A 26,247-nucleotide genomic window follows, 5' to 3' on the forward strand; every position below is an offset into this window, starting at 1 on the left:
CGGCACCGGCGCGAGCGCGAAGGTTGCTACTCGCCCTGCTGTCGGCGCACCATCTCGGCGATCCAGACGGGCGCGAACGGAGACGTGCAGCCCGGGGAGGTCGGGTAGTCCTTGAGCACCTCCAGGCGCTCACCGATGTCGAGTGCGCGGGTGCGGTGCTCGGCGTGCTCGATTCCGATCTGGGCCAGGCAGTGGTTCATCGCCCACTGCAGGCGATCCGGGGCGTCCTTCATCTCCGCCTCGATGACATCGAGCAGTCCTGCGAGGTCGAGGCCCTCGGGCTTCTTCGCCACCCGTTCGGTGGTCAGCGCCCAGCCGGCACTCGCGACCACCGGATCCGGGTCGGCGGACCAGGCGAGCCGCAGCTCTTCGGAATGCGGGTTCTTCTTCACCACGTAGTTCACGAGCCAGTCGTGCACCTTGGGTGTGCGCGCCTCGCGGAGCATGGCGTCCAACTCGTCACGCTCGAACACCTTCGGGCGGCAGATCAGGATCGCCAGCAGTCTCGCCGAGGTGTCGTCGGTCTGCCAGAGCCCGCGCGCGAGCTCCTGCTGCGTCTTCAGCCGCTTCGCGAGGGCGCGCAGCTTGCCGAGGTTCACACCGTGATCGTCGCCGTGCTTCTCGTTCACCGCGCGCGCCTTCGGGTCCTCGAGCGCGGCCAGCTCGGCCATCACCTCGGCCACCGTCGTCTCGGTCACCCGGCCTCCTGTCCGTCACGTGCGATTCAGCCCGGGACGAGAGGTTCGGCCCCACCCGCCGTTCGGCGTCGGCCGCCGATGAAGCCGACTTCCCGGGCGACGGTATCGGTGTCGTCCCGTTCAGGCCAACCCGACAACGGGCTGCGGGGACCGCTCGTCGCGCCACCGCAGGGCCTCGGCGAGGGTGGTCAGGTCGTAGGCGGGGCCGCCGGCGCCGACGGTGAACAGCGTGACGCCCGCGTCGACGAATGCCTGCGCCTTCTCGGTTCCCGGCCACGCGACGGAGCGCTCGATGTGATGCGGGTCCCGGCCGACGTCGGTGCAGTGGTCGGCGAGTACCCGCGACTTGTGGTCGAGCGCGTCGAGGTCGGCGAAGCTGTGCCAGATGTCGGCGTACTCGGCGACCATGCGCAGCGTCTTGCGTTCGCCACTGCCGCCGATCAGGATCGGAATGTGCCGTGTCGGTGCGGGATTCAGCTCGCCGAGCCGGGCCCGGATGCGCGCGAGGTTCTCCGCGAGCAGACGTAGACGGCTGCCCGCGGTGCCGAAGTCGTAGCCGTACTCGGTGTAGTCCTTCTCGAACCAGCCGCCGCCGATGCCGAGGATCAGCCGCCCGCGGCTGATGTGGTCGACGGTGCGGGCCATGTCCGCCAACAGGTCCGGATTGCGGTAACCACCGCCCGAGACCAGCGCCCCGATCTCGACCCGTTCGGTCTGTTCGGCCCATGCCGCGAGCATCGACCAGCACTCGAAGTGCGCGCCGTTCGGGTCGCCGCCCAACGGATAGAAGTGGTCCCAGGTGAAGACGATGTCCACCCCGAGGTCCTCCGCGCGGAACACCGCATCCCGGATCAGCTGGTACTCGGGTGCGTGCTGGGGCTGGAGTTGGAAACCGATGCGAACTGGGCGGGTCATCTGCGGCACTCCTTGGGTGTGAGTACTCCGCCGTGAGATCTCCGGCGTGAATCTCACCGTAGACCCGGGAGAACGCCGCCGCAGCGACTCGGAACGCGGGCCCGGACGGTCGATGGTTCCCGCATCGCGAGTAGTTGGACGGTGTCCTGTGCGCACGGGCCTGCAATACTGTGCCGCGCAGTACCGACCACGGATCGTCCGGCGCGTTCGACGCCGGTGAAGGGAACGCACACCGATGGCGACAGTCACCTACGACTCGACCACATGCCTGTTCCCCGGCTCCGACAAGCCGGCCGTGGACCGCCTTCGGCTCGACATCGCCGACGGCGAGTTCCTGGTCCTGGTCGGCCCGTCCGGCTGCGGGAAGTCCACGTCGCTGCGGATGCTCGCGGGACTCGAGGACGTGCACTCGGGCCGGATCCTGATCGGCGACCGCGACGTCACCGGGTCGGAGCCGAAGGACCGGGACATCGCGATGGTGTTCCAGAACTATGCGCTGTACCCGCACATGTCGGTGGCCGAGAACATGGGATTCGCGCTCAAGCTGGCGAAGACCCCGAAGGACGAGATCAAGCGCCGCGTGCAGGAGGCGGCGAAGATGCTCGATCTCGAGCCGTACCTCGAACGCAAACCCAAGGCGCTCTCCGGCGGCCAGCGGCAGCGGGTCGCGATGGGCCGCGCGATCGTCCGGCAGCCGCAGGTGTTCCTGATGGACGAGCCGCTCAGCAACCTCGACGCCAAGCTGCGGGTGCAGACCCGCACCCAGATCGCGCAACTGCAGCGCCGCCTCGGCACCACCACCGTCTACGTCACCCACGACCAGGTCGAGGCGATGACGATGGGTGATCGGGTCGCCGTGCTCAAGGACGGCGTGCTGCAGCAGTGTGCATCCCCGCGGGAGCTGTACTCGCGCCCCGCCAACGTCTTCGTCGCCGGGTTCATGGGCTCACCGTCGATGAACCTGTTCACGCTGCCCGTCACCGACGGCGGAGTCCGTTTCGGCGAGGCCGTCGTCCCCGTGCCGCGCGGCACCCTCGGCCTGGTGCACGAGTCCGAGGTGGTCGTCGGGGTCCGGCCCGAGCACCTGGAACTGGTCGGGAACGGATCCACGGGGAACGCGGCGTCCGCCGGGGTCGAGATGGAGATCGACGTGGTCGAGGAGCTCGGCTCCGACGCCTACATCTACGGCAGGACGTCCGTCGCCGGACTCGGGCAGGAGATCGTCGCCCGCGCCGACTGGCGGCGCCCGCCGCGCAAGGGCGACCGCGTCCGGTTGCACGTCGACCCCGCCGAGCTGCACCTGTTCTCCGCGGTCGACGGCCGCAGGCTCGGCTGACCGTGCAGGGAGGGGCCGCTCGGCGGCCGTAACCGATCCAGTGCGGGGGTAATGAGCGAAATCACCCCCGGGTCGTGCCACAGTAGGCGACGACATATGCCTCGGCCCGGTGAGCTGGCGCCGGAGATTCGTCTCTTTCGAAAGGTGGACCATGCGTTCTTTCAACACGCGGTCGCGGATCGCGGTGGCGGCTTCGGCCGTCGCGATGCTCGCGCTCGCCGGCTGCTCCAGTGACAACGGTGGCGGCGGCAGCGTCGACGAAGCCGTCGGCCAGAACCTCGACGGTCGCGGCGCGATCTCGTTCGCGATGGGCAAGAACGACGTCGACAAGCTGCAGCCGGTGATCGACAAGTGGAACGCGGCGCACCCCGACGAGAAGGTCTCCCTCAAGGAGCTCCCGGGCGAGGCCGACGATCAGCGCAACAAGCTGGTCCAGTCGCTGCAGGCCGGGAACGCCGACTACGACGTGATGGCGCTCGACGTCACCTGGACCGCCGAGTTCGCCGCGAACGGGTGGCTGCAGCCGCTCACGGGTGGCCTGGCCCTCGACACCGCCGGTCTGCTGCCCGCCACCGTCGACAGCGCCACCTACCGCGGCACCCTGTACGCGGCCCCGCAGAACACCAACGCGCAGCTGCTGTACTACCGCACCGACCTGGTTCCGGCGGCACCGGCGGACTGGAAGGCGCTCACCGACAGCTGCGCCGCGGCCGCAGGCAAGACCACGGACTGCCTGGTCACCCAGCTCAAGCAGTACGAGGGCCTGACCGTCAACACCACCCAGTTCATCAACTCGTGGGGCGGTGCGGTCGTCGCCGACGACGGCAAGACCCCCGAGGTCGAGTCGCCCCAGTCGAAGGCCGGCCTGCAGGCCCTGGTCGACGCCTACACCGGCGGCCAGATCGCGAAGCGGTCCACCTCGTTCACCGAGGAGGAGACCAACCTCGCGTTCGTCGGCGGTGAGTCCATGTACGCCTACAACTGGCCGTACATGTACACCAACGCCGAGAAGGACGGCTCCGCGGTGAAGGGCAAGGTCGCGGTCGCGCCGATCGTCGGCCCGGCCGGTGCCGGTGCGTCCACCCTGGGTGGCTACAACGACGGCATCAACGTCTTCTCGCCGCACAAGGCCACGGCCCGCGACTTCATCGCGTTCATCCAGAACGACGAGAACCAGATGGCGTTCGCGGACGCGTCGTTCCCGCCGGTCCTGAAGTCGGTCTACGACGATCCGGCGCTCGTCGCGAAGTACCCGTACCTGCCGGCGCTGAAGGCCGCACTGGAGAACGCGCAGCCGCGTCCGGTCACCCCGTACTACAGCGCGATCTCGAAGGCGATCCAGGACAACGCGACCGCCGCGCTGACCGGCAAGTCGACCGTCGACCAGGCCGCTGCCAACATGTCGGCCGCGATCACCAACGCCGCGAAGTAGTTCACGTGACCGGACCGTCGGGCTCCAGGAGACCTGAACGGTCCGGTCACCCCGGGCGGTCGCGCCGGTTCGGCGAACCCGTCCGAGAAAAGGAAATCAGGTAGTTCACGATGGCCGACTCCGCCGAGCCGAGCGCCCAGAGTGGGGACGCCGTGACCGAAGTGATCGACTTCGGTCGCGGCGCCGCCAGAGCCCCGGGTCGCTCCGCGGGCTCCACTCCTGCGTCGGGTGCCACCCCCACCGACCCGCCGCCGAAGCGTCGACGCGACTGGCGGGCGCTGTACCTGATCGCCCCGACGATGGTGATCCTCGCGATCGTCATTGTGTACCCGGTGGTCAAGGCCATCGTGCTGTCCTTCCAGCGCAACCCCGGCGTCGATCCCGACACGGGACGGTTCGTCAAGGGCGGCTTCGCCGGGTTCGACAACTACCTGCTGTGGCTGACCGGCAACTGCGGCGCCGGTCGCGGTACCTGCCCGCCCGGCACCCTCGGCGCCGACTTCTGGCCCGCCGTCGGGGTCACGTTCCTGTTCGCGGTCGCCATCGTCGGCATCTCGACGCTTCTCGGACTGTGGATGGCCACGGTCATGAGCCGCAGCTTCGTCGGCCGGTCGTTCCTGCGGGCCAGCGTGCTGATCCCGTGGGCCATCCCGACCGCGGTCACCGCGAAGCTGTGGTTCTTCATCTTCTCCGAGAACGGCGTCGCGAACAGCCTGCTCGGCACCGACATCGCGTGGACCACCGACCCGTGGGCGTCCCGGTTCGCGGTCATCGTCGCGGACGTGTGGAAGACGACCCCGTTCATGGCGCTGCTCATCCTCGCCGGCCTGCAGATGATCCCGCAGGATGTGTACGAGGCCGCCCGCGTGGACGGCGCCACCGCCTGGCAGCGGTTCAAGTCGATCACGCTGCCCCTGGTCAAGCCGGCGCTGATGGTCGCCGTCCTGTTCCGCACCCTCGACGTGCTGCGGATCTACGACCTCCCGGCGATCCTGTCCGGCACGTCGGGGTCCACCCCGGTCACCAGCGTGTCGATCCTCACGGTCGCCGACATCCGGCAGGGCAACCTGCAGAGCGCGTCGGCGCTGTCGACGTTGATCTTCATCGGAATCTTCGCGGTGGCGTTCCTGATGGTGAAGTTCCTCGGCGCGAACGCCGTGCGTACCCAGGACGAGCAGCGCAAGGGCGGTGATCACTGATGGGTCGGCACAGCGTTCCCGAGGATCCCCACGGACAGGGCGAAGGCGCAGGCGTTCCCGAGGCTTCGGCCCCGTACGAGCGGTTCACGTCCGAGGTCCCGAACGATTCGCTCCAGACCACGGTGATCCCTGCCGTGACCGTGCTCGACGACCCCCCTCCCCCGGAGGAGGCGCTCGCCGAGCCCGCCGACCGTCAGCGCCGCCGGCCTCCCGTCGGCCCCGCGGTCCGCAACTACATCGGGGTGATCGTCATCCTGCTGTGGGGCCTGGCCCCGTTCTACTGGATGGTTGTCACCGCCTTCCGGGATCAGGCACACACGTTCGACACCACGCCGTGGCCGACCCACCTCACCCTCGACAACTTCCGCGACGCGCTCGCCACCGACAAGGGCAACGACTTCCTCGGCGCGATCGTCAACAGCCTGATCATCGGCGCGGTGACCACCGCCGTCGCGTTGCTGCTCGGTGTGTTCACCGCGTACGCCCTTGCCCGAATCGACTTCCGTGGCAAATATCTGGTTACCGGCATCATTCTCGGTGCGTCGATGTTCCCGACGGTCGCGCTGGTCACGCCGCTGTTCCAGCTGTTCGGCGACCTCGGGTGGATCGGCCAGTACCAGGCGCTGATCATCCCGAACATCTCGTTCGTGCTGCCGCTGACGATCTACACGCTCACCTCGTTCCTGTCGGACCTGCCGTGGGAACTCGAGGAGGCCGCGCGGATCGACGGTGCCTCGCGCGGACAGGCGTTCCGCCTGGTGATCGTCCCGCTCGCCGCGCCCGCGCTGTTCACGACCGCGATCCTCGCGTTCATCGCCACCTGGAACGAGTTCATGCTCGCCAGCCTGCTGTCGACGGAGAAGACCGAGCCGGTGACCGTGGCGATCGCCCGGTTCGAGGGCCCGGACGCGTTCAGTCAGCCGTACGCGGCGATCATGGCTGCCGGCACGCTGGTGACGATCCCGCTGGTGATCATGGTGCTGATCTTCCAGCGCCGCATCGTCTCCGGCCTGACCGCGGGCGGCGTGAAGTCGTGACCGACGCTCGGCGGCGGGCCCGGCGGCGACAGCAGCTGGAGATGCTCGTCGGCGTGCTCGGCTTCTTCACCGTGATGGCGTTCGTCGCGGCGGTGGTCGGCATCGTTCGCGGTGAACCGGGGCTGACGCAGTCCCTGGTGCTGCTCGGGTGCCTGATCGGGTTGCTGTCCGCGGTCGCCGCCTGGCGGCGCAACCGCTGATCTGCGCTGCGCGCCGTGAGTCTTCCGGTCCGCCACGGGGCCGGAGGGACCGACGGCGGCGAGTGCCGAATCGGACACGCTGATCGCTCGGTGATGGACCTCGCCGTCGGGTGATGCCACGATGCGGGAGGGCGGATGTTTGCTGCCCGTCTGCCAGCTGACCCCTCGGGAGCGTACGTGTGAGTCCATCGTCCGGTGCCACCTCGAGTCCGAAAACGCCCCCGGACGAACCGGAAGGGGGCGGTCCGGCGGGTTCGGGTGGCCGCGCGGGCAAGCCTCGCCGCCGTCGCCGGCGGCTGGCGTGGGCGGTGCTGGCGGTGGTGGCCCTGCTCGTCGTGTTGCCCGCGGCGGCCTTCGCGATCGCGTACTCGCGGGCGGTGGTGCCCAGGCCGGCGGACATGCGCACCAACCAGGTGTCCACGATCGTCGCCGCCGACGGCTCGCCGATCACGAAGATCGTTCCCCCCGAGGGAAACCGCACCGAGGTCTCGATCGGCGACATCCCCGAGCCGGTGCGGATGGCGGTGCTCTCGGCGGAGGACCGCAAGTTCTACACCAATCCCGGATTCTCGATCAGCGGCTTCGTCCGCGCGGCCCGCGACAACGTACTGGGCAAGGACAGCGCCGGTGGCGGGTCGACCATCACCCAGCAGTACGTGAAGAACACCCTGGTCGGCTCCGACCGCAGCGTGGTCCGCAAGATGCGCGAACTGGTGATCTCCTCGAAGATGGCCCGCCAGTGGTCGAAGGACGACATCCTGGCCGCCTACCTGAACACCATCTACTTCGGTCGCGGCGCGTACGGCATCGCCGCGGCGTCGAAGGCGTTCTTCGACAAGCCGGTCGGCGAGCTGACGGTCTCCGAGGGCGCGGTGCTGGCGTCGGTGATCCGCAGCCCGTCCTCGCTCGACCCGGAGAAGAACCCCGAGGCGACCGAGGCGCGATGGAACTACGTGCTCGACGGCATGGTGTCGATGGGTGTGCTCACCCCCGCCGACCGGTCCGCGCAGGTGTTCCCGGTCGTTGCGCCGCTGGCCAAGCTCGACGACGCGGGCGCGGCTCGCGGACCGGAGGGGCTGATCCGGGCGCGGGTGCTGGCGGAACTGACGGCGTCCGGGATCAGTGAGCAGGAACTGAACACAGAGGGCCTGCAGATCACCACGACGATCGACCCGGCCGCGCAGGCGGCGGCGGTGGACGCGGTCGCCGAGACCCTCGACGGGGAGCCGTCCGAGCTGCGCACCGCGGTCGTCTCGATCGACCCGAGAACCGGTGGCGTGAAGGCGTATTACGGTGGCGCGGACGGTGCGGGCTTCGACTTCGCGCAGGCGCCGTTGCAGACCGGGTCGGCGTTCAAGGTGTTCGGTCTGGCCGCGCTGCTCGAGGAGGGGCGGGGCCTGCAGACGACGTTCAATTCGGCGCCGCTGACGGTCGGCAACGTCACCATCAACAACGTCGAGGGCGAGTCGTGTGGCACCTGCACGATCGCGGAGGCACTCAAGCGGTCCCTGAACACCAGCTTCTACCGGCTGACCCTCTCCCTGGACGGCGGAGCGCAGAAGATCGCGGACGTCGCGCACGCCGCCGGGATCCCGCTGGAGATCCCGGGCGTCGCGGGCACCACTCTCAGCCAGGACGGCGGGCCGCCCGAGAACGGAATCGTGCTCGGCCAGTACCAGTCCCGGGTGATCGACATGGCGTCCGCGTACGCGACGATGGCCGCGTCGGGGGTGTACCGGGCACCGTACTTCGTGCAGCACGTGGTCACCGCCGACGGGCGGGTGCTGCTCGACCGCGCCCCCGACCCCGGCGAGCAGCGGATCCCGGCTCCGGTCGCGGACAACATCACCCAGGCGATGACGCCGATCGCGTCGTACTCGCGGGGGCACGCGCTCGCGGGCGGGCGGCCGTCGGCCGCGAAGACGGGCACCGCGCAGCTCGGGGACACCGGGATGAACAAGGACGCGTGGATGGTCGGGTACACGCCGTCGCTGTCGACAGCGGTGTGGGTGGGTACCGAGCAGTCACAGCCGATCGTCACCCAGTGGGGCGGATCGGTTTACGGGTCGGGCCTGCCCGCGGACATCTGGAAGGCGACGATGGACGGCGCCCTCGACGACACCGACTGGGAGTCGTTCCCGTGGCCGAAGCCGATCGGCGGGCAGGCGGGTGTCCCGGCGTGGTCGGGTGCCACCACCGGCGGCAGTGCCGCGACGACCGGTGCGGGAGCGCCCTCGCCGGTGCCGGCGGCGGGGCCTGCACCGGCGCCGGAGGTGGCGTCTCCGCCGCCGATCACCCTCCCGCTCCCCCTCCCGGTCGCCCCGCCGCAGCTGCCGCGGTCGGTGGAGATCCTGCCCGGCGTCGTCATCCCCCTCCCCGGCTGACCCCCATTTCCGCATGAACGGAAGCGTTCAGTCGATCAGATCGACTGAACGTTCCGTTCATGCGGCGCGGTCGGGTCGCCCCGAGGGGCTCAGGCGGCCGGGTCAGGCCTGCGCGGGCACGAGGGCGGGCAGCTTCCAGCTGCCGTCGCGCACTGCGGCCCGCGGCCGGTACAGCCGGACGAGGAAGTTCCATCCGTCCGTGGTCGGGATCGCATTGGGGGTCCCGTCGGGGAAGTCCCCGAACCGCACGGTCACCGAGCCGTCCGGGTTCGGTGCCCCGGTGATGTTGTTGACGCTGTACGCATCCTGCGGGTTCTTCTCGAAGAAGCCCTCCGCGTTGTAGACCGAGATCGACCAGAAGCCGTCCACCGGGACGTCCCGCAGGGTGATCTCGTGGTTGCCGCCCGAGACCTCGGGGACGACGCCGATGTAGGAGGCCTCGTCGCTGGGCAGACCGCCCCAGCCGGCGGCGGTACCGATCAGGTGCCGCACCGGGTCGACCTGATCGGGGCGGCCGAACATCGAGTCGAAGCCGGTGAGCCCGGCGGCCAGCGTCAGCAGCGCCTTCCGGGTGGTGTCCATGCCGCCGGTGTCGTAGTCGGGCATGGCGAAGGGCTGCGCGGAGCCGGCCGTGATCGCGAGGCCGTCCTGCAGGGACGCGACCGCCTGCAGGTCCTCGGGCAGCGCGGGGTCGACGAGCGTCCGCACCGCGACCACGACGTGGCGGGTGCCGAAGTCGGCGGCCCGCAACTCGTGGGTGCCTGCGTCGTGGAAGATCGCACCAACGTAGTGGTCCTGATTGACCACCATCGCCGACATGTAGCGGTCGCCGTGCTCCGGGATGGTCACGGTCGCGCCCTCGGCGAGGTCGACGACGGCGAAGCTGTACAGGGTGTCTCGGTTCAGCCGGATCACGGTCTGGTGGTCGATCGACGCGGGCTCGCGGTTGTGCGAGAACGTGTTGATCCCACCGGCGTCGCGTTGCAGGTCCGCGAACATGCGGTCCGTCTCGGCTCGTACGAAGTTGTCGACGCTGACATGTATTGCCATCACTTCACTCCTCTGCGGGCGTTGCCTCATTGTGGTCGGCGTTGTCGTCTCCGGCCCGTTCTGCCGGACCGTGTCGCGTTCAGCAGCCGAGCGAGGCGCCGAGGTTCTGCTGCGCCGCGATGATTGCGTCGATGTCGCCGCTCAACAGCCGGGCGGCCTGGGGGACGGTCAGGTTCGGGTCGAGTCCGGACACCGCCGCGTCGTAGTTCTCCCAGGCGTCGGTGAGCGCGTCGAGGCGGTCCTCCCCGACCGCGTCGACCGCGGAGGTGAGTTCCGCGTACGCGTTGCCGACGGCTCCGCGGGTCTCGGCGATCTCCCCGATCGTGGGGGACGAGTTCAGTTCTGTTTGCGCCTCCGCCACCGACCCCACGAATGCGGTGTAGGCATCACAGGCTGCGGCGGTGTTCTCGGCCGGTGTTGCGTCGTCGTCACTGCTGCACCCGGCGAAGGTGAGAGTGAGCGCCATCGCGATGAGCGCGGTCGCGGCCGAACGGGTACTGCGGGACATGCGGGCTCCTGGATAACCAAGTAGTAGCTGACCCGTCACACGCTGCCAGGAGATGACTCGGACCGACAGCGTCCGCACGGGAAATCATCCACAACTGATTACGTCGGCCGTGTCGGGCACCCGGTCAGACGTGGATGCGCACCGCCTCGCGGCGCGTGGTGACCCCCAGCTTGCGGTAGATCGAGCGCTGGTGGGTGCGGACGGTGTTCACCGACACGTAGAGCTTCGCGGCGATCTCCGCCGAGGTCATCCGCGTGCACAGGAACCCGAAGATCTCACGTTCTCTCGCGGTGAGGGACATGCCGTAGGCAAGCCGCCGTGGCACCTCGGACGTGGGTGGGGCGAGACGGGTGGCGATGAAGTCCTCGTGCCGGGTGCCCCACACGGCGTGCTCCGCGAGGAAGGCACGAAACTGCTTGCTCCCGTTGCCGAACGGGCGTGCTGCGCCTTCCGGCGTGGCGACGTCGAGGGCCTGTTCGAGCTGCCGGTGCGCGCGGTCGCGGTCGCCTCGATCCCACGTCATGCGGGACGCGGTGACAAGCCCACTGGCCCGGACGAAGGACGTCGGCACCCCGCGGATGCGCCGAAGTGCGCCCGCGGCCTCGTCCGGTTTCCCCGCGCGCCGGTAGAGATCCGCGACATGGGCGGTGACCACCGGAAGGTCCCCCACCGTGGACAACGGTTGCACCAGGCGCAGTGCGGTTCCCATGTCACCGGTCATGGCCGCCAGTTCGGCGGCTGCGATGGCGCGGTACGCCGGCCACGGGACACCGTGAACGTCGTCCCGGCTCACGTGGTCCAGGTGGTACTCGGCCTCGTCGACCGCGCCGAGATCGTGGGCGGCGGCGACGGTCAGCGCGAAGTACACGCGGGCGAGCGCGGCGTAGGAGCCGTCGTGTCCGCCCGCCAGGGCCAGAGCACGGAAGTGCGCCCGGGCGGCTGCCAGGTCGTTCTGCCAGTAGTCGACGAATCCTCGCGCGAAGTGTTCGATGCCGCCGTCGTAGTGAAACCATTCGGACTGCGGGTCGGGGGCCCTGTCGTCGTCGAGTTCGGCGGCGCGGCGCGCCTGGGTGAGGCGTCCGCTGAACGCGAGCGCAAACGTGAGGTTGGCTCCCGCACGGCGGGCGAGCACACGGTGGCCGGAGGTTCGGGCCTCGTCACGGGCGGACGTCAGGAAGCGCACCGCCGCAGCCGGATCCCGCCGCAGACGCAACTCGACCCATCCGAGCAGGAACAGGCCGTGGGTGTTCGCGTGGTGCGCTGCGGCCCCGGTGCCGAGTGCTGCCCGTACCCGGTCGGCCGCGGCAGCGAGATCGGTCGCGTCGTCGGCGAGGAACAACTCGGCGAACGCGCGGGCCGCGGCGACGTGTGCCGAGTCGTCGTCGCGGGTGGCCGCGCGAGCACGATCGAACAGCAGTGCCGAGCCGGCCGTGTCGCCGAGCACGTCCAGACAGCACGCGCGGACCAAGAGCACCTCGGGCGTGCTGTTCCACTCCGGCGGAAGCGCGAGGCAGCGTGCGTTGAGATTCGCTGCATCCGACTCGATCACCAGCCGGACCCAGTGGTGCCGGATGATCTCCACGGCCCGGTCCGGCGCGCCGGCACGGGTCGCGTGGACCATCGCTTCGATCGGAAACGTCGCCGCGAGCCGCCCGGCGGCAGTCAGGTCGAGTTGCCGCGACCGGCTGTGATTTCGGCGGCGCAGCGCGATTCGGCAGTGTCGGGCGAAGACGTCGTGCCAGCGATAGACGGTGTCGTCGTCCCCGTTGACGTACCGGTCGAGGAACAACCCCCGGCGCACGCACTCCTCGAGCAGCGCCGGGCTCTCATGGTTTCCGCTCAGGGCCTCGGCCAGATCGGCGTCCAGGCGGGAGCAGGTCGTCGTGGCGAGGACGAAGTCGGCGAGTTCCGGTCGGAGCTGTTGCAGCACCGACTCGACGACGTAGCCGGTCAGAAGATCGTCTGCGGCATCGGGCAGTTGGGCGGATGTCCCGGGGGTGTGCCGGTCGGCGGTGAGCAGCGCCAACCGGACCGCGACCGGCCAGCCACCGCTCTCGGCGTGCGCGACCGCTGCGGTGGGCTCCGAGATCCGTTGGCCGGAAACCACTACGGCGGCTTCGATCTCCTCGGCGGTGAAGGCGAGGTCGCGGGCGGTCAGCAGACTCGCGCGCCCGTCGACGACGTGCCGGTTGAACCAGGTGTCGAGTTCGCCGGCGCCGGCGAGGACGAAGCGAAACAGCCCGCCGCACCGTTCGGTCGTGGTCTCCACGACCTCCACCACGTCGGACGGGTCGGCGAACTGGGCGTCGTCGACCACCACGACGATCGGCTCGGATCGGGTGAGGGCCAACCGTGTGAGCTGGTCGACCACTGTGGCCGGGTCGGGCGTTTCGGTGAGCGATCCGGGGAGGTCGTCGAGGATCGACGGTTGCCGCTCGGCGAGACGCAGCAGCGCCGACACCAGTCCCTCGGTGAACTGGCGACCCTCGAGGTCGTGTCGGGTCAACGACAGCCAGGCCGTCGGTCGTGGGGTGCGGTGTTCCCACGCCGCGAGAGCGGTCGTCTTCCCGTATCCCGGTGGGGCCACGACGAGGGTGATCGGCGAGCGGGCCACGGCATCGTCGAGGAGCGTGTGCAGTCTCGGTCGTGCCGCGACGTGTGACGCCTGTTCCGGTGGTGCAACGAGAAACCAGGGCGCGCGGCTCCAATGCCCGTGCAGCCGCGTCCCCATGTCGCTGGAGCTTAGCCAACCGCCGCGCCGATGGCCGTGAACCTCGCGTGCGCGGGTCGCATGTCGTGGCTCGCCGGTCGGTGGGACGCCAACCGGGACCGTGGGCCTCGACGTCGAGCGGCGGATCGGACGGGTCCGCCTCGCCTACCCGCGGGGGGACGCCCCGGGCGCGCGGCCGGGGGCCGTGGTCGGGAGGGGCAGCGCCTCGAGCGCCCGGTCGACGACCTCGTCGACGCTGAAGACCGGATCGGTGGTGCGGTCGACGGCGAGGCTCTCGACCATCGACCACCAGGCCCGCAGCAGCATGCGGGTGACCGGGGACGGTTCGGTGCCTGTCGCCTCGAGGGTGCGCTCGACCATGGTGTTCTTCAGGTTCTCGCGGATCTCGTGGATCTGCGGGTCGGAGCCGAAACTACCGTGGAAGAACGATTGGTAGTTCGCGCCGTGCCGGTCGACGAACGAGACGAACGCGTGGACGACGGCCCGAAGCGGCTCCCCCGACGCGTCCTCGGGATCGGCGATCGCGGCGCGCAGCAGGCGTCGGGCGGCCGCGCCCACGACCGCGACGTAGTAGTCCTGCTTGGTCGGGAAGTACCGGAACAGCAGGCTGCGGGAGATGCCCGCCCGCTCGGCGACCTGGTCGATCGACAGCGCGTGGATGGGGCGGGTGGCCAGTTCTTGCAGGCCGATGGCGACGAGTTGCCGCTTGCGTTCCTCCGGGGGGAGCCGCCGCCGCGTGGTGGCGGGCCCGAAAGCCGCGGTTTCGGTCGACACGAGAAGACACCGTCCAGGATCTTGATTGCCGGGCAAGTCTACGTCTAGCCTAACTGAGCAATGCTCAGTTAGGCACTCGGCATGGAGGCTGGCATGGATTTCGCCCAGAGCGCGCGGTCGCAGGAGTACCTCGACCGGCTGCGTGAATTCATCGCGACCGAGGTCGCCCCGGTCGAGGCGCGCCTGCGGGCCGAACGGGTGGCACCGTTCGCGCAGCGCGCCGACGTCTCCGGTGCCGCGATGTGGCGCGTGTCCGACGAGTTCCGTGCGCTGCAGGCCAAGGCCCGCGCGCAGGGCCTGTGGAACCTCTTCCTCCCCGACGCGGACCTCGGTGCCGGGCTGAGCAACGTCGAGTACGCGCCGCTCGCCGAGGAGATGGGTCGCTCCCAGTTCGCCTCCGCGGTCTTCAACTGCGACGCCCCCGACACCGGCAACATGGAGGTACTCCACCACTACGGCAGCGCCGCGCAGAAGGAACGCTGGCTGAAGCCGTTGCTGGACGGCGAGATCCGCTCGGCCTTCTGCATGACCGAACCCGGCGTCGCATCGTCCGACGCCACCAACATGGCCGCGACCGCCGTGGTCGAGGGCGACGAGGTGGTCCTCAACGGTCGCAAGTGGTGGAGCACCGGCATCGGCAGCCCCGACTGCAGGATCCTCATCTTCATGGGTCTCACCGACCCGGAAGCGCACCGGTACCAACGGCATTCGATGGTCCTCGTGCCGATCGACACCCCCGGGGTCAAGGTCGAGCGGATGCTCTCGGCGATGGGCTTCTACGACGAGCCCGGCGGTCACGGCGAGGTGTCGTTCACGAACGTGCGGTTGCCGCTCGATGCGATCATCGCCGGTCCCGGACGGGGATTCGAGATCGCCCAGGGCCGGCTCGGGCCGGGGCGGGTGCACCACTGCATGCGGCTGGTCGGTCTCGCGGAGGCCGCCCTCGAACTCGCCATCCGCCGCGGCACCGAACGCGTCGCGTTCGGCAAGCCGCTGATCAACCTCGGCGGCAACCGGGAGCGGGTCGCCGACGCCCGCATCGCCATCAACCAGCTGCGGTTGCTGGTGCTCAACACCGCGTGGCTGCTCGACACCCAGGGCATCGCCGGTGCCCGGTCGGCGGTGTCCGAGATCAAGGTCGCCGCACCCCGGGTGGCGCAGCAGGTGATCGACTTCGCGATCCAGATCCACGGCGGCGGTGGGCTGTCCGACGACTTCCCGCTCGCCGGCGCCTGGACGGCGGCGCGGGCGCTGCGCCTCGCGGACGGCCCGGACGAGGTGCACCAGGGCCTGGTCGCCCGTTTCGAGCTGGGGAAGTACCAGTGACCGGGGGCCTCCCGGACAACGCCCGCACCGTTCGCGACGAGGACGCATTCGACGTCTCAGCGGTTGCGAAGTGGTTGCGTGAAAACGGATCCGGCGATCTCGACGGAGTTCCGGAGGTGCGTCAGTTCGCCGGTGGTGCGTCGAACCTGACCTACCTGCTGCGCTACCCCGACCGCGACCTGGTGCTGCGCCGACCGCCGGCCGGGGCCAAGCCGTCGTCCGGGCACGACATGGTCCGCGAGTACCGCATCCAGTCGCTGCTCGCGCCGGTGTACCCGCATGTGCCTGCGATGGTGGGGCTGTGCACCGATCCGTCGGTGCTTGGCAGCGACTTCTACGTCATGGAGCGCGTCGAGGGTGCGATCCTGCGGTCCGCTCCCCCGGCCGACCTCGGGCTCACACCCGAGAACACGCGCGAGCTGTGCCTGCGGGTGATCGACCTGCTGATCGAACTGCACGGCGTGGACCCGGCAACGTCGGGCCTCGACGAATTCGGGCGCGGTACAGGCTATGCGGCGCGGCAGGTGGCAGGCTGGACGAAGCGTTACGCCGCCGCGCGCACCGACAACGTCCCCGATTTCGCGCGGGTGACGACGTGGCTCGCCGACCATCAGCCGGCCGACGTGGCCTCCGCGGTGATCCACGGCGACTTCCGGCTCGACAACGTCGTCCTCGGCGAGGACCTGCGGCCCCGCGCCGTGCTGGACTGGGAACTCGCGACGATCGGCGACCCGCTCATGGATCTGGGTGCGAGCCTGGCGTACTGGGTGCAGGCCGACGACCACCCGATGATGCAGGCCACCAAGCGGCAGCCGTCGGATCTGCCCGGCATGCTGACCCGCCGCGAGATCGTCGAGTACTACGGGCAGCGGACCGGCCTTCCGATCGACAACTGGTCCTTCTACGAGGTGTTCGGCCTGTTCCGGCTCGCGGTGATCGCCCAGCAGATCTACTACCGCTACCACCACGGGCAGACCACGAACCCCGCGTTCGAGCACTTCTGGATCGCCGTGGGATACCTGGACACTCGTTGCAACGAACTGATCGACACCATGACGGAGGGCACGTAGTGGGCAACCGCGCGACGCGTTCGAACATCCTCATCACCGGCGCGAGCTCGGGCCTCGGACGCGGCATGGCGCGCGAGTTCGCCGCGCGCGGACGCAACCTCGCCCTCGCCGCGCGCCGCACCGAGCGGCTCGAGGAACTGCGCGACGAACTCCTCGCCGCGCACCCGGGGATCACCGTCGCGATCCGCAGCCTCGACGTCGACGTGCACGAGGACGTGTTCACCGTCTTCCGTGAGTTCGACGAGGAGCTCGGCGGCCTGGACCGGGTGATCGTGAACGCCGGGCTCGGCAAGGGACAACCGTTGGGTACCGGCTACTTCCACGCCAACGCCGCGACCGCCCGCACCAACTTCCTCGGCGCGCTCGCGCAGAGCGAGGCGGCGCTGGAGCTGTTCCGGCCGCGGAACGCCGGGCACCTGGTGCTGATCTCGTCGGTGAGCGCGATGCGGGGCATGCCGCGCAACCTCACGACGTATGCGGCATCGAAGGCCGGGGTCGCGGCGCTCGGCGAGGGCATGCGCGCCGACCTGGCGAAGACCGGCATCGGCGTCAGCACCATCTTCCCCGGCTTCATCCGCTCGGAGATCAACGAGAAGGTGAAGAAGGTGCCGTTCATCGTCGACACCGAAACCGGATGCCGCGCACTGGCGGCGGCCATCGAGAAGGAGCCGAACAAGGCATACGTCCCGACCTGGCCGTGGCTGCCGATCTCGATGGCGATGAAAGTGCTGCCGCTGTCGGCGGTCTCCAGAATGGCCTGACCCGTGAGTTCTTCCGGCCCGCACGGGGGCCGGAAGAACTCACCGGGCGGTGCCCACCGCGCGGACGAAGTTGTCGGCGAGGATCGCGCAGGTCTCGTTCAGCCCGGGCATGGCGAGCGCGGGGTGGGACTCGGCGGCCGGCCGTAACAGGACGTGCACCATCAGCGGCGCCACCATCTGCTGCACCAACAGCACCCGAGGCAGGTCGCGTATCTCGCCGGCCGCGACCAGCTTCTCGAGCCAGGCCAGTACCGAGTTCAGCGGCGAGTGGGGCATCACGTACTCGACCAGTTCGGCCACCATCGGGTCGTGCGGGCGGGCCAGGATCTCGGCGAGGATGGCGGGTGCGATGCGGGGCTCGCGGGTCCACTGCCGGATCATCTGCCGGTAGATCCGGCCCACCGCGGCGCGCAGATCCGTCTGCGGATCGACGTCGGTGCTCAGGTCCAGCGTCGGACCGTAGGCCTGGAAGATGGCCTGCAGCAGTCCTGCCCGGTTCCCGAAGGCCAGATACAGGGTGTACACCGAGCAGTGCGCGGCGCTCGCCACCGCCTCCAGTGTCAACGCGGCCAGGCCGCGTTCGCCGATCAGCTGGGCGCCGGCCTCCATCGCCCGGTCGCGGGCCGGTCGCTGCCCGCCCGGATCGACGCCACTCGCGAGCACCGCCGCGTCGAGGGGGCCGCGGGTGCCGCCGAGTCGGCGCAGCAGCGTGCTGCGCGAGATGCCGGCCCGTTTGGCGATCTCGACCAGTGGCACCGCCCCGACGTCCCGGCCGGTCTCCTCCGCCGCCCGCAGGGCCGCGTCGACGAGCTCGTCGGGCACCCCACCGGCCGCATTCCCTTCCACCACATCCGAACTCTATTTCACCGTCATCGGATCTCGTTCTGACATTGTGCTTGGTGTAGCTTGTATCCGAGTTTCAAACGGTTCGGTTCTCCACGGAAGGTGACGCACATGTCGGATGCAGGGTCGCGGCCAACGCGAAACCCGTGGGCGGTGCTCGCCGCTCTGGTCGTCGGCCTGTCGGCCGTGGTGATCGCGATGCTCGCGGCGTTCGCGCTCCCCAACATCCACGGCGGACCGCACGCCATGCCGCTAGGCGTGACCGGCCCGCAAGCCGTGGTCCAGGCGGTCCAGGAGCGGCTCGACGGCGACTCCTGGGAGGTCACCGCCTACCCGGACCGGGAGGCACTCGCGGACGCGATCCGCGAGCGGTCCGTCGCCGGCGGGATCAGCGTCGGGGCGGACGGCGTCGGGGTGCTCACCGCCGGCGCCGGCGGGGCCACCGCCGCGTCGGCGATCACTGCCGTCGGCACCACCCTCGCCCAGCAACAGCACCTCCAGGTCACGGTGGAGGACCTGGTCCCCTTCCCCGAACGTGACCCGCGCGGCTCCGGGCTCACCTCCGCCGCCCTGCCCCTCGTCTTCGGCGGGATCATCCCGGCGGTCGCGTTGACCCGCTTGTTCCCCGGACGGGCCAACCTGCGGATCCGTCTGATCGGCGTGCTCGGGTTCTCGGTGGTCGCCGGCGCCGCGATCACCGCGTTCCTGCAGTACGGGACCGGCTCGCTGACCGGCAACTACTGGCTCACCGCGGCCGGCCTGGCCCTCGGGGTGGCGGCTCTGGCCTGCACGATGCTCGGGCTGGAGGCGCTGTTCGGCTTCGTCGGTCTCGGGATCGGTGCGGTGGTGATGATGTTCCTGGGAAACCCGCTGTCCGGGATCGGCACCGGCGACCACTGGCTGCCCGACGGCTGGTCCACGCTCGGACAGTTGCTGCCGCCGGGGGCCTCGGGAAGCCTGTTGCGCGCCAACGCCTTCTTCGACGGAGCCGGTGCACTCCGGCCCGTCCTCGTGCTCACCGCATGGACGGTCTTCGGCCTCGCACTCTCGGCCATCGCCGCCCGCCGGGGCGACAAGGCGTCCACGGCGCCGGCCGATGCACTGACCGACCATCACTGAGCGCGAAAGCGCCTGCGGCGGTGGGTCTCTCCGATGACACCGCCGCTGCGGCGCTTGTCGGTCCCGTTACGACAGCAACGCGTCGACGCTCACCACGGTCAGCGCCACCAGTGCGAACACCTTGACGACCTCCAGTGCGACGTACACGTGGTGGGCGCGGGACCGGGGCAGCTCGACGCCGGCGAGCACCTTGTTCGATCGTCTCGTCAGCGGCGGCCGCACTCCGAGGACCTGCACCAGCAGCACCACCGTGGCCACGCCGAGCAGCCACCACATCGCGGCGGTCGGCGGGGTCGGCGAGGCGAGGGCCGCGACCCACAGCACCACGAGGACCACCAGCTCGGTGACGTTGAGGGCGCGGAACACGAGCCGGCCGATGCCCAGACCGATGGGCACCGTCACGCCTGGCGCACGGAACTTGAGCGGAGCCTCGAGGAACGAGATCGCGAACACCGCACCCAGCCAGAACGCGGGTGCGAGCAGTTGCAGTGACGTCCAGACGGTGTCCATCACGGTGCTCCTCGTGCGGCGTGGTGTGACGGCCGCCGTACGCCGCCGCCCCGAGCGTAGCCGGGTGACCCGGTCCGGCAGCGCGTTTCAGGGCACCATCGCGAGGCGGTGCCCGCGGAACCGCCGCCGCATCCGTCGATCGTGCGTGACGACCACGACGGCACCGGGGAACGCGTCGAGCGCGGTCTCCAGATCCTCGACCAGCGCAGGTGCCAGGTGATTTGTCGGTTCGTCGAGCAGCAGCAGGTCCGCATCGGAGGTGGACAGCAGCGCCACCTCGAGTCGCCGGCGCTGCCCGAAGGACAGTTCGGCGAGCGGGCGGTGCAGGTCGTCGGGCCGGAACAGTCCGAGCGAGAGCAATTCCGCCTCCACGCGGTCCGGATCGCCCCGGCGTTGCCCGGCATACGCCTTGAGCAGCGTCGCCGAGCCGGGCCACCTGCGTGCCCGCTGCCGCAGATACCCGATCCGGGCGGGCGCCAGCACCCGGCCGGTGCCGGGAACGATCTCGCCCGCAATCACATTCAGCAGCGTGGTCTTCCCCGCGCCGTTCGGGCCGGTCACCAGCAGCCGCCCACCTGGGTGCAGTTCCAGTTCCGGCACCCACAGCCGGGAACCGACACGGACGTCGTCGAGACGTACCAGCGGACCGCCGGCTGCCTCGGTGGTCTGCGTGGACAGCGGCGGCGTGAAGCGCAGCCGGTCCGGTGGCGGCGCGACCGCATTCGTCGTCAGTCGTTCGATCCGCTCCTTGGCGTTGCGGATCCGCCCCATCGCACCGTGGTCGCGGCCACGGGCCCGGAACGCCCCGTGCCCGAACCCGGCCTTCTCCTGCTTGCGGGGAATCGCCGCGAGCCGCGACGCATTCGCCTCGACGAGGCGGGCGTTCCGGACGAGTTCGATCCTCCACTCCGCGTGGGCCTGCCGCATGCGCTGTCGCTCAGCCGCTTTCGTGGCGAGGTACCCGTCGTAGCCGTCGCCGTAGCGGCGCACCGCACGGTCGGCGACCTCGACGATCAGCGACGTCAGGCGGTCGAGGACGTCTCGATCGTGCGTCACGGCGACCACCGTGCCGCGGTGCGCGAGCAGACGCTGCTCCAGCCAGGCGACGGCGGCGTCGTCGAGATCGTTCGTCGGCTCGTCGAGAAGGAGCAGATCGGCGTTCGCCGCGAGGCTCGTGGCCAGCGCGAGCCTCGCCTGCTGCCCGCCCGACAGTGCGTCGAACGGGCGCGCGCGATCGAGGTGCGGCAGGCCCAACGCGTGCAGGCCGGCCGCGACGCGCTCGTCGATCGTGTAGCCGTCGAGGCTTTCGAAAAGGGCTGTCGAACGGGTGTATTCGGACATGAGGGCGTCGAGGTCGCCGGGGGCGGGGTGGGCAAGGTCCCGCTCCAGGTCACGGATCCGGGCCTCGAGCGCCCGGACGTCGCAGAGGACGTGATCGATGGCGTCCTGCACGGTCGCGTCCACCGGCAGGTCCAGGGACTGCGCGGCGTACGCGATTCCGCCCGGCGCGACGACACGGACTTCGCCGTTGTCGGGGCTGGTACGTCCGGCGAACAGCGAGAGCAGGGTGGACTTGCCGGAGCCGTTGTCGCCGACGACACCGACCTTCGCTCCCGGCGGAATGGTCAGCTCCACGCCGTCGAGGACGAGCCGGTCGCCGAAGCGCTTCGAGACCGTCCGGAGGGAGAACTGTGCCGCGGGCATGGGTGTGCTCCTTGCGCCCCGGCAGAACCGGAGAGATCGGGGAAAGGTGTCCTCGCGCAATGGACCCCACCGAACGCGGTGGCGGTGGATGCGCGCTCAGGACTCGCCGCGGAGCATGCTCGTCGCGACGTCCCGATCTACTGATTCAGAGTGCCCACGAAAGTCACCGTAGCACCGGATGATCCGTGCACCCAGTGATTATCCGGGCCGGTCTCGCCCGGAAACACCTGTGGCGGTGGATGAGTCCGAAGAACTCACCCACCGCCACAGGGGTCGAGCGTGTGTGACGACCACAGGCCGTCGCGAGGGCTACGCCTCGATGATGAAGGCCTCCAGCTCGGCGCGAGCCTTGTCGTCGGCCATCTGGACCGGCGGGGACTTCATCAGGTAGGCGGAGGCCGGGTAGACCGGTCCACCGAGGCCGCGGTCCTTGGCGATCTTCGCGGCGCGGACGGCGTCGATGATGATGCCGGCGGAGTTCGGCGAGTCCCAGACCTCGAGCTTGTACTCCAGGTTCAGCGGGGCGTCACCGAAGGCACGACCCTCGAGGCGGACGTACGCCCACTTGCGGTCGTCGAGCCACTCCACGTAGTCCGAGGGACCGATGTGGACGTTGCGGTCGTGGACCTTGCCCGCGAGCGAACCGGTGAGGTTCGACGTCACGGCCTGCGTCTTCGACACCTTCTTGGACTCCAGGCGCTCACGCTCGAGCATGTTCTTGAAGTCCATGTTGCCGCCGACGTTGAGCTGGTAGGTGCGGTCGAGCACGACGCCGCGGTCCTCGAACAGCTTCGCCATGACACGGTGGGTGATGGTGGCGCCGACCTGGGACTTGATGTCGTCGCCGACGATCGGGACGCCGGCGTCCTTGAACTTCGCGGCCCACTCCGGGTCGGAGGCGATGAAGACGGGCAGCGCGTTGACGAACGCCACACCGGCGTCGATGGCGCACTGTGCGTAGAACTTGTCGGCCTCCTCGGAGCCCACCGGCAGGTAGGAGACGAGGACGTCGACCTGGGCGTCCTTGAGGGCCTTGACGACGTCGACGGGCTCGGCGTCGGAGACCTCGATGGTCTGCGAGTAGTACTTGCCGATGCCGTCGAGGGTCGGGCCGCGCTGGACGGGGACGTCGAGCGGCGGGACGTCGGCGATCTTGATGGTGTTGTTCTCGCTGGCGAGGATCGCCTCGGAGAGGTCGAACCCGACCTTCTTGGCGTCGACGTCGAACGCGGCGACGAACTGCACGTCGCGCACGTGGTACTGCCCGAACTTCACGTGCATCAGGCCGGGGACGGTGGAGTTCTCGTCCGCGTCCTTGTAGTAGTGGACGCCCTGGACCAGAGACGAGGCACAGTTCCCCACGCCCACAATGGCCACGCGCACCGCGGTGCTGTTCTCACCCATGGTCGGGTTCTCCTTCTTTCTTGGGTAACGCTGTTGGTGTTTGCTCGGCCGCGATCAACTCGTTGAGCCACCGCACCTCCCGCTCGCTCGACTCGAGTCCGAGCTGATGGAGCTGGCGGGTGTAGCGGTCGAGTGATCCGCTGGCCCGTCCGATCGCGTCGCGGAGCCCCTCTCGGCGCTCCTCTACCTGACGGCGCCGACCTTCGAGGATCCGCATCCGCGCCTCGGCGGGGGTGCGGCTGAAGAAGGCGAGATGCACCCCGAAGCCGTCGTCGGTGTAGTTCTGCGGTCCGGTGTCGGCCACCAGTTCGGTGAACCGCTGCCGGCCCTTGTCGGTCAGTTGGTAGACGCGGCGGGCGCGGCGCTTGACCGTCCCGTCCGGGCCGACGTCCTCGGCGATCAACCCGTCGGCCTGCATGCGGCGCAGCGTCGGGTAGAGCGATCCGTACGAGAAGGCGCGGAACGCGCCCAGGAGGCCGGTCAGCCGCTTGCGCAGCTCGTATCCGTGCATGGGCGACTCGAGGAGCAGCCCGAGAATTGCCAGCTCGAGCATCCGTGTCCCACCTCCCGTCGTCCAAACCTAACCGTGTGATGCGACCTCCAACTATATCGCACCGATATAGTTGGGCACGGCGACACGAGTAGGTGTGACGAAAAGTACGTGCCTCGGATCGGGGTGCCGGAGGACGCGTGGGTCAGTCGTCCGCGCGATACACGGAGCGGACCTCGCCGTCGATGCCGGCGGTCAGGTGGCCGGTACGCCCGGACACCTGGTTCGACAGGTGAATCGACACCACCGGATTCCCGTCGCCGTCGTCGACCGACAGGTGCGTCGAGTCCGGCTCCGGGACGCCGAGCGTCTGCGGGGCTCCGAGCAGCAGCCCGCCGACCCCGCGCATGTCCAGGTCGTCGAGGTTGACCGGCACGGTGTCCCGGTCGCGCCCCGGAGAGGTGCCGCTGTCCGAGAGCCCGTCCTCGTCGAAGCGCAGATCCCGCGACATTCCCGGAGCGCCCGGGACGGGGATCTCGATCGACGCGTAGTCGGCGAAGACGGTCATGCCGTCGACCAGCGCATCGCCGTAGCCGTCGTGCAGCTCGGACACGATCCGGGCCAGACCGGCCGCCGACAGCAGGGTGCCGGGACGCGCGTCGGGAGCCTCGGTGTCGGCGCCGGTGATCCGGGCCGCGACGACGGCACCGCCGACCACGACGACGGCGGCGGCCACGAGTCCGGCGATCCAGCGGCGGGCGTGTTCGGCCCGCGGCACCGGCAACCGGTCCGTCATCTGACCGCGAACCTGCAGGTCACGGACCAGGCCGTCGAGTTCGGCGAGGGTCCGCGCCCGATCGGACGCGTCCGCCCGCTGCCGGTACTCCTCCGCGGACAGCTGCCCCTCGGCGTAGGCGGTGTCGAGGAGTTCGCGGACACCGGCGCGGTCACTGTCGCGGGCCCGCAGGCGGGGTGCCGGATTGCTTCGCATCGCGGCTACCGGTCGCCGTAGGACACGCGGGTCCGGTCGCCCTCGGGAGTGAGGGCCAGATATCCGCTCATGCCGGTGTCGTCGTTGCTGACGTAGATCGTCACCTCGGGTCCGTCGTCAGCGCTCATGCTCACGTGGGAGATGGTCCCGTTCGGGACGTGCACGCTCTCTGCGGCCCCGGCCAGGTATCCGGCCAGCGCGTCGAGATTCACGGTGGCGAGGTCGAGTCGGGGCAGGTCGGGGTCGCGGCCCGTGTTCGGGCTGCCCGACTTCGCGAATCCGCCCCGGAACGACCAGTCCTGGCTGCGGCGCGGCTCGCCGTCGAACACGCGCTCGGCGATGACGTACTCGTCGTAGAAGGTCACGTCGTCGACCAGGGTGTCACCGAACTTCGCCAGGTAGGCGTCCCGAAACTTCCCAACCCCGGTGGCGGTGAGCGGGTCGATTCGCTCGACCACGATCGGCGCGACATCGGCGTACGGATCCTGCGGGACGGCCGGGGTGTCCGGGGCGGCACGGGCGACGGGGGCCGTCGGCGTCGGCTCGGCGTCGTCGGTGCCGGACAGCATCACCACCGCGGCGACCGCGGCGGCGGTGACCGCGGCGGTGCCGACCGCGAACGTGCGGACCGGGACCGGACGGCGCGGGGCCGGCCGGGAGATCGTGGTGTGTGCGGGCAGTTGGAGGTCGGCGATGGTGGCGTCGAGGTCGGCCAGCGTTTTCGCGGACATGGCCGCGCGGGTGCGGTCGCGGTGCTCGTCGTCGGTGAGCTGGCCGTCGCCGAGGGCGGCGTCGAGGAGCCCGCAGGTCTGCACCCGATCGGTGTCGCGTGCCCGCAGGGTGGTCTGTCGCTGTGCCACGACGGCAATGATAGGAAGCCGCCCGCCGCTGTGTGGATCGTCACTGCGGTCACACCTGCTCGTCGTCGGCGTTTCCCCCGGCGTGTCGTGGGGAATCGGCAGGACGACCCGAGACCCGACGGTCCTGCCCACGTACTCTGGTCAACGTGCGATTGCAGCGGCAGGTGGTGGACTACGCCCTCCAGCGGCGATCCCTGCTGGCCGAGGTGTTCTCCGGCCGGACCGGGGTCACCGAGGTGTGCGACGCCAGTCCCTACCTGTTGCGGGCCGCGAAGTTCCACGGGCGACCATCGGAGGTGACCTGCCCCATCTGCCGGAAGGAGCAGCTCACCCTCGTCTCGTGGGTGTTCGGCGACAAGCTGGGCCCGGTCTCCGGATCGGCCCGGACGGCGGAGGAACTGGTTCGGCTGGCGGCCTCTCAGGAGGAGTTCTCGGTGCATGTCGTCGAGGTCTGCCGGACGTGTAACTGGAATCACCTGGTGCAGTCGTACGTCCTCGGCTCGGTACCCGCGCCGAAGCGGACCCGAACCCGCTCGACCCGCAGCCCGAGCCGGCGCATGGCGAGTGAGTGAGCCGCACCGACGACCTTGACCGCAGCCCGAACGGCTGAGACCGAGTGACACAGCCGTGTCCAACGCGAGTATCTGGAGAGTCCCCACGTGAGTTCCCCCTACAACGATCCGCAGGGTGGTCGACCCACCGGAGCGCCACGTCCCACCGGCCCGCAGCCGGGTGGGCGGCCTCCGGGGTACTCGCAGCCGAACCAGCCGCCGCCCGGCTACGGCCGTCCGGGACAGCCCGGACAGCCGGGGCCGATGCCGCCGCGCTACGTCACCGGTCCCGGCGGCAGGCCGCAGCCCCAGCCGGGCCAGCCGCAGCCGGGCCAGCCGCGGCCCGGTCAGCCG

General features: G+C 69.9%; 24 protein-coding genes. 11 read left to right on the top strand and 13 right to left on the bottom strand.

The window, feature by feature from the left end; all coding sequences use genetic code 11:
* Window positions 1-26: 26 nt before the first annotated feature.
* Complete coding sequence (locus ACWDU4_RS16200) at window positions 27-671, bottom strand: DNA alkylation repair protein (protein WP_450114988.1); 645 nt, start codon at window positions 669-671, stop codon at window positions 27-29.
* Between the two features lie 147 nt (window positions 672-818).
* Complete coding sequence (locus tag ACWDU4_RS16205) at window positions 819-1,613, bottom strand: LLM class F420-dependent oxidoreductase (RefSeq protein WP_450114930.1); 795 nt, start codon at window positions 1,611-1,613, stop codon at window positions 819-821.
* Window positions 1,614-1,848: 235 nt separating this feature from the next.
* On the opposite strand from ACWDU4_RS16205, the gene ACWDU4_RS16210 reads away from it, so the two are divergent.
* The 6 genes from ACWDU4_RS16210 (at window position 1,849) to ACWDU4_RS16235 (ending at window position 9,201) form a co-directional block, all read left to right on the top strand.
* The gene (locus tag ACWDU4_RS16210; protein ID WP_450114931.1) at window positions 1,849-2,949 is read left to right on the top strand and encodes an ABC transporter ATP-binding protein; all 1,101 of its coding nucleotides are present in this window, start codon (window positions 1,849-1,851) and stop codon (window positions 2,947-2,949) included.
* Window positions 2,950-3,100: 151 nt separating this feature from the next.
* Entirely contained in the window at window positions 3,101-4,381 is a 1,281-nt protein-coding gene (locus tag ACWDU4_RS16215) for an ABC transporter substrate-binding protein (protein ID WP_450114932.1), read from the top strand.
* A 110-nt stretch (window positions 4,382-4,491) separates the two neighbouring features.
* A complete protein-coding gene (locus tag ACWDU4_RS16220) occupies window positions 4,492-5,580 on the top strand; it encodes a carbohydrate ABC transporter permease (RefSeq protein ID WP_450114933.1) in 1,089 nt (362 codons plus the stop codon).
* Window positions 5,577-6,617, top strand: coding sequence for a carbohydrate ABC transporter permease (locus ACWDU4_RS16225; RefSeq protein WP_450114989.1), 1,041 nt, complete (start codon window positions 5,577-5,579; stop codon window positions 6,615-6,617). The genes ACWDU4_RS16220 and ACWDU4_RS16225 overlap by 4 nt, the downstream gene beginning before the upstream one ends.
* Window positions 6,614-6,817: a hypothetical protein gene (locus ACWDU4_RS16230; protein ID WP_450114934.1), complete on the top strand. Its 204-nt coding sequence runs from the start codon at window positions 6,614-6,616 to the stop codon at window positions 6,815-6,817. The genes ACWDU4_RS16225 and ACWDU4_RS16230 overlap by 4 nt, the downstream gene beginning before the upstream one ends.
* Before the next feature lie 179 nt (window positions 6,818-6,996).
* Window positions 6,997-9,201: a transglycosylase domain-containing protein gene (locus ACWDU4_RS16235; RefSeq protein ID WP_450114935.1), complete on the top strand. Its 2,205-nt coding sequence runs from the start codon at window positions 6,997-6,999 to the stop codon at window positions 9,199-9,201.
* 102 nt (window positions 9,202-9,303) lie between these two features.
* On the opposite strand, the gene ACWDU4_RS16240 is transcribed toward ACWDU4_RS16235, so the two are convergent.
* The 4 genes from ACWDU4_RS16240 to ACWDU4_RS16255 form a co-directional block, all read right to left on the bottom strand.
* On the bottom strand, window positions 9,304-10,251 hold the full coding sequence (locus ACWDU4_RS16240; protein ID WP_450114936.1) for a DUF1254 domain-containing protein: 948 nt from the start codon (window positions 10,249-10,251) through the stop codon (window positions 9,304-9,306).
* Window positions 10,252-10,330: 79 nt separating this feature from the next.
* Window positions 10,331-10,759 (bottom strand): hypothetical protein, encoded by a 429-nt coding sequence (locus tag ACWDU4_RS16245; protein WP_450114937.1) that lies wholly within the window; start codon window positions 10,757-10,759, stop codon window positions 10,331-10,333.
* A gap of 124 nt (window positions 10,760-10,883) precedes the next feature.
* Window positions 10,884-13,490, bottom strand: a complete 2,607-nt coding sequence (locus ACWDU4_RS16250; RefSeq protein WP_450114938.1) for a LuxR C-terminal-related transcriptional regulator — start codon at window positions 13,488-13,490, stop codon at window positions 10,884-10,886.
* Window positions 13,491-13,634: 144 nt separating this feature from the next.
* Window positions 13,635-14,264 carry a TetR/AcrR family transcriptional regulator gene (locus ACWDU4_RS16255; RefSeq protein WP_450114939.1) on the bottom strand — a complete coding sequence of 210 codons (630 nt, stop codon included), beginning with the start codon at window positions 14,262-14,264 and terminating at the stop codon, window positions 13,635-13,637.
* A 93-nt stretch (window positions 14,265-14,357) separates the two neighbouring features.
* On the opposite strand from ACWDU4_RS16255, the gene ACWDU4_RS16260 reads away from it, so the two are divergent.
* From ACWDU4_RS16260 to ACWDU4_RS16270, 3 genes are read left to right on the top strand one after another with little or no spacing between them, the layout of a single operon-like run.
* Window positions 14,358-15,590, top strand: a complete 1,233-nt coding sequence (locus tag ACWDU4_RS16260) for an acyl-CoA dehydrogenase family protein (RefSeq protein ID WP_450114940.1) — start codon at window positions 14,358-14,360, stop codon at window positions 15,588-15,590.
* Entirely contained in the window at window positions 15,587-16,660 is a 1,074-nt protein-coding gene (locus tag ACWDU4_RS16265) for a phosphotransferase family protein (protein WP_450114941.1), read from the top strand. The genes ACWDU4_RS16260 and ACWDU4_RS16265 overlap by 4 nt, the downstream gene beginning before the upstream one ends.
* Window positions 16,660-17,421, top strand: a complete 762-nt coding sequence (locus tag ACWDU4_RS16270) for an SDR family oxidoreductase (protein ID WP_450114942.1) — start codon at window positions 16,660-16,662, stop codon at window positions 17,419-17,421. Before ACWDU4_RS16265 ends, ACWDU4_RS16270 begins: the two co-directional genes overlap by 1 nt.
* Before the next feature lie 39 nt (window positions 17,422-17,460).
* On the opposite strand, the gene ACWDU4_RS16275 is transcribed toward ACWDU4_RS16270, so the two are convergent.
* On the bottom strand, window positions 17,461-18,270 hold the full coding sequence (locus tag ACWDU4_RS16275; RefSeq protein ID WP_450114943.1) for a TetR/AcrR family transcriptional regulator: 810 nt from the start codon (window positions 18,268-18,270) through the stop codon (window positions 17,461-17,463).
* Between the two features lie 105 nt (window positions 18,271-18,375).
* Between ACWDU4_RS16275 and ACWDU4_RS16280 the strand changes: the two genes are divergently transcribed.
* On the top strand, window positions 18,376-19,383 hold the full coding sequence (locus ACWDU4_RS16280) for an ABC transporter permease (RefSeq protein WP_450114944.1): 1,008 nt from the start codon (window positions 18,376-18,378) through the stop codon (window positions 19,381-19,383).
* A gap of 66 nt (window positions 19,384-19,449) precedes the next feature.
* On the opposite strand, the gene ACWDU4_RS16285 is transcribed toward ACWDU4_RS16280, so the two are convergent.
* From ACWDU4_RS16285 to ACWDU4_RS16310, 6 genes are all read right to left on the bottom strand, one after another.
* Window positions 19,450-19,893, bottom strand: a complete 444-nt coding sequence (locus ACWDU4_RS16285) for a hypothetical protein (RefSeq protein ID WP_450114945.1) — start codon at window positions 19,891-19,893, stop codon at window positions 19,450-19,452.
* An 87-nt stretch (window positions 19,894-19,980) separates the two neighbouring features.
* Window positions 19,981-21,597 (bottom strand): ribosomal protection-like ABC-F family protein, encoded by a 1,617-nt coding sequence (gene abc-f / locus ACWDU4_RS16290; RefSeq protein ID WP_450114946.1) that lies wholly within the window; start codon window positions 21,595-21,597, stop codon window positions 19,981-19,983.
* A 309-nt stretch (window positions 21,598-21,906) separates the two neighbouring features.
* On the bottom strand, window positions 21,907-23,001 hold the full coding sequence (locus ACWDU4_RS16295; protein WP_450114947.1) for an inositol-3-phosphate synthase: 1,095 nt from the start codon (window positions 22,999-23,001) through the stop codon (window positions 21,907-21,909).
* Complete coding sequence (locus ACWDU4_RS16300; protein WP_450114948.1) at window positions 22,994-23,554, bottom strand: PadR family transcriptional regulator; 561 nt, start codon at window positions 23,552-23,554, stop codon at window positions 22,994-22,996. Before ACWDU4_RS16300 ends, ACWDU4_RS16295 begins: the two co-directional genes overlap by 8 nt.
* A 142-nt stretch (window positions 23,555-23,696) precedes the next feature.
* Entirely contained in the window at window positions 23,697-24,482 is a 786-nt protein-coding gene (locus tag ACWDU4_RS16305) for a DUF1707 SHOCT-like domain-containing protein (protein WP_450114949.1), read from the bottom strand.
* Between the two features lie 5 nt (window positions 24,483-24,487).
* Window positions 24,488-25,342, bottom strand: coding sequence for a DUF1707 SHOCT-like domain-containing protein (locus ACWDU4_RS16310; protein WP_450114950.1), 855 nt, complete (start codon window positions 25,340-25,342; stop codon window positions 24,488-24,490).
* A gap of 146 nt (window positions 25,343-25,488) precedes the next feature.
* Here ACWDU4_RS16310 and ACWDU4_RS16315 point away from each other — a divergent pair, with 146 nt between their 5' ends.
* Window positions 25,489-25,914: a DUF5318 domain-containing protein gene (locus tag ACWDU4_RS16315; RefSeq protein WP_450114951.1), complete on the top strand. Its 426-nt coding sequence runs from the start codon at window positions 25,489-25,491 to the stop codon at window positions 25,912-25,914.
* The last annotated feature ends 333 nt before the right edge of the window (window positions 25,915-26,247 follow it).

The organism is Rhodococcus sp. NPDC003348 (genome assembly GCF_053589375.1).

Excerpts from the sequence above, each read along its gene's own strand:
- ACWDU4_RS16200 (WP_450114988.1), bottom strand. The coding sequence starts at position 671 with ATGGCCGAGCTGGCCGCGCTCGAGGACCCGAAGGCGCGCGCGGTGAAC.
- ACWDU4_RS16205 (WP_450114930.1), bottom strand. The coding sequence starts at position 1,613 with ATGACCCGCCCAGTTCGCATCGGTTTCCAACTCCAGCCCCAGCACGCA.
- ACWDU4_RS16210 (WP_450114931.1), top strand. The coding sequence starts at position 1,849 with ATGGCGACAGTCACCTACGACTCGACCACATGCCTGTTCCCCGGCTCC.
- ACWDU4_RS16215 (WP_450114932.1), top strand. The coding sequence starts at position 3,101 with ATGCGTTCTTTCAACACGCGGTCGCGGATCGCGGTGGCGGCTTCGGCC.
- ACWDU4_RS16220 (WP_450114933.1), top strand. The coding sequence starts at position 4,492 with ATGGCCGACTCCGCCGAGCCGAGCGCCCAGAGTGGGGACGCCGTGACC.
- ACWDU4_RS16240 (WP_450114936.1), bottom strand. The coding sequence starts at position 10,251 with ATGGCAATACATGTCAGCGTCGACAACTTCGTACGAGCCGAGACGGAC.
- ACWDU4_RS16245 (WP_450114937.1), bottom strand. The coding sequence starts at position 10,759 with ATGTCCCGCAGTACCCGTTCGGCCGCGACCGCGCTCATCGCGATGGCG.
- ACWDU4_RS16250 (WP_450114938.1), bottom strand. The coding sequence starts at position 13,490 with ATGGGGACGCGGCTGCACGGGCATTGGAGCCGCGCGCCCTGGTTTCTC.
- ACWDU4_RS16260 (WP_450114940.1), top strand. The coding sequence starts at position 14,358 with ATGGATTTCGCCCAGAGCGCGCGGTCGCAGGAGTACCTCGACCGGCTG.
- ACWDU4_RS16280 (WP_450114944.1), top strand. The coding sequence starts at position 18,376 with ATGTCGGATGCAGGGTCGCGGCCAACGCGAAACCCGTGGGCGGTGCTC.
- ACWDU4_RS16285 (WP_450114945.1), bottom strand. The coding sequence starts at position 19,893 with ATGGACACCGTCTGGACGTCACTGCAACTGCTCGCACCCGCGTTCTGG.
- abc-f (WP_450114946.1), bottom strand. The coding sequence starts at position 21,597 with ATGCCCGCGGCACAGTTCTCCCTCCGGACGGTCTCGAAGCGCTTCGGC.
- ACWDU4_RS16295 (WP_450114947.1), bottom strand. The coding sequence starts at position 23,001 with ATGGGTGAGAACAGCACCGCGGTGCGCGTGGCCATTGTGGGCGTGGGG.
- ACWDU4_RS16300 (WP_450114948.1), bottom strand. The coding sequence starts at position 23,554 with ATGCTCGAGCTGGCAATTCTCGGGCTGCTCCTCGAGTCGCCCATGCAC.
- ACWDU4_RS16305 (WP_450114949.1), bottom strand. The coding sequence starts at position 24,482 with ATGCGAAGCAATCCGGCACCCCGCCTGCGGGCCCGCGACAGTGACCGC.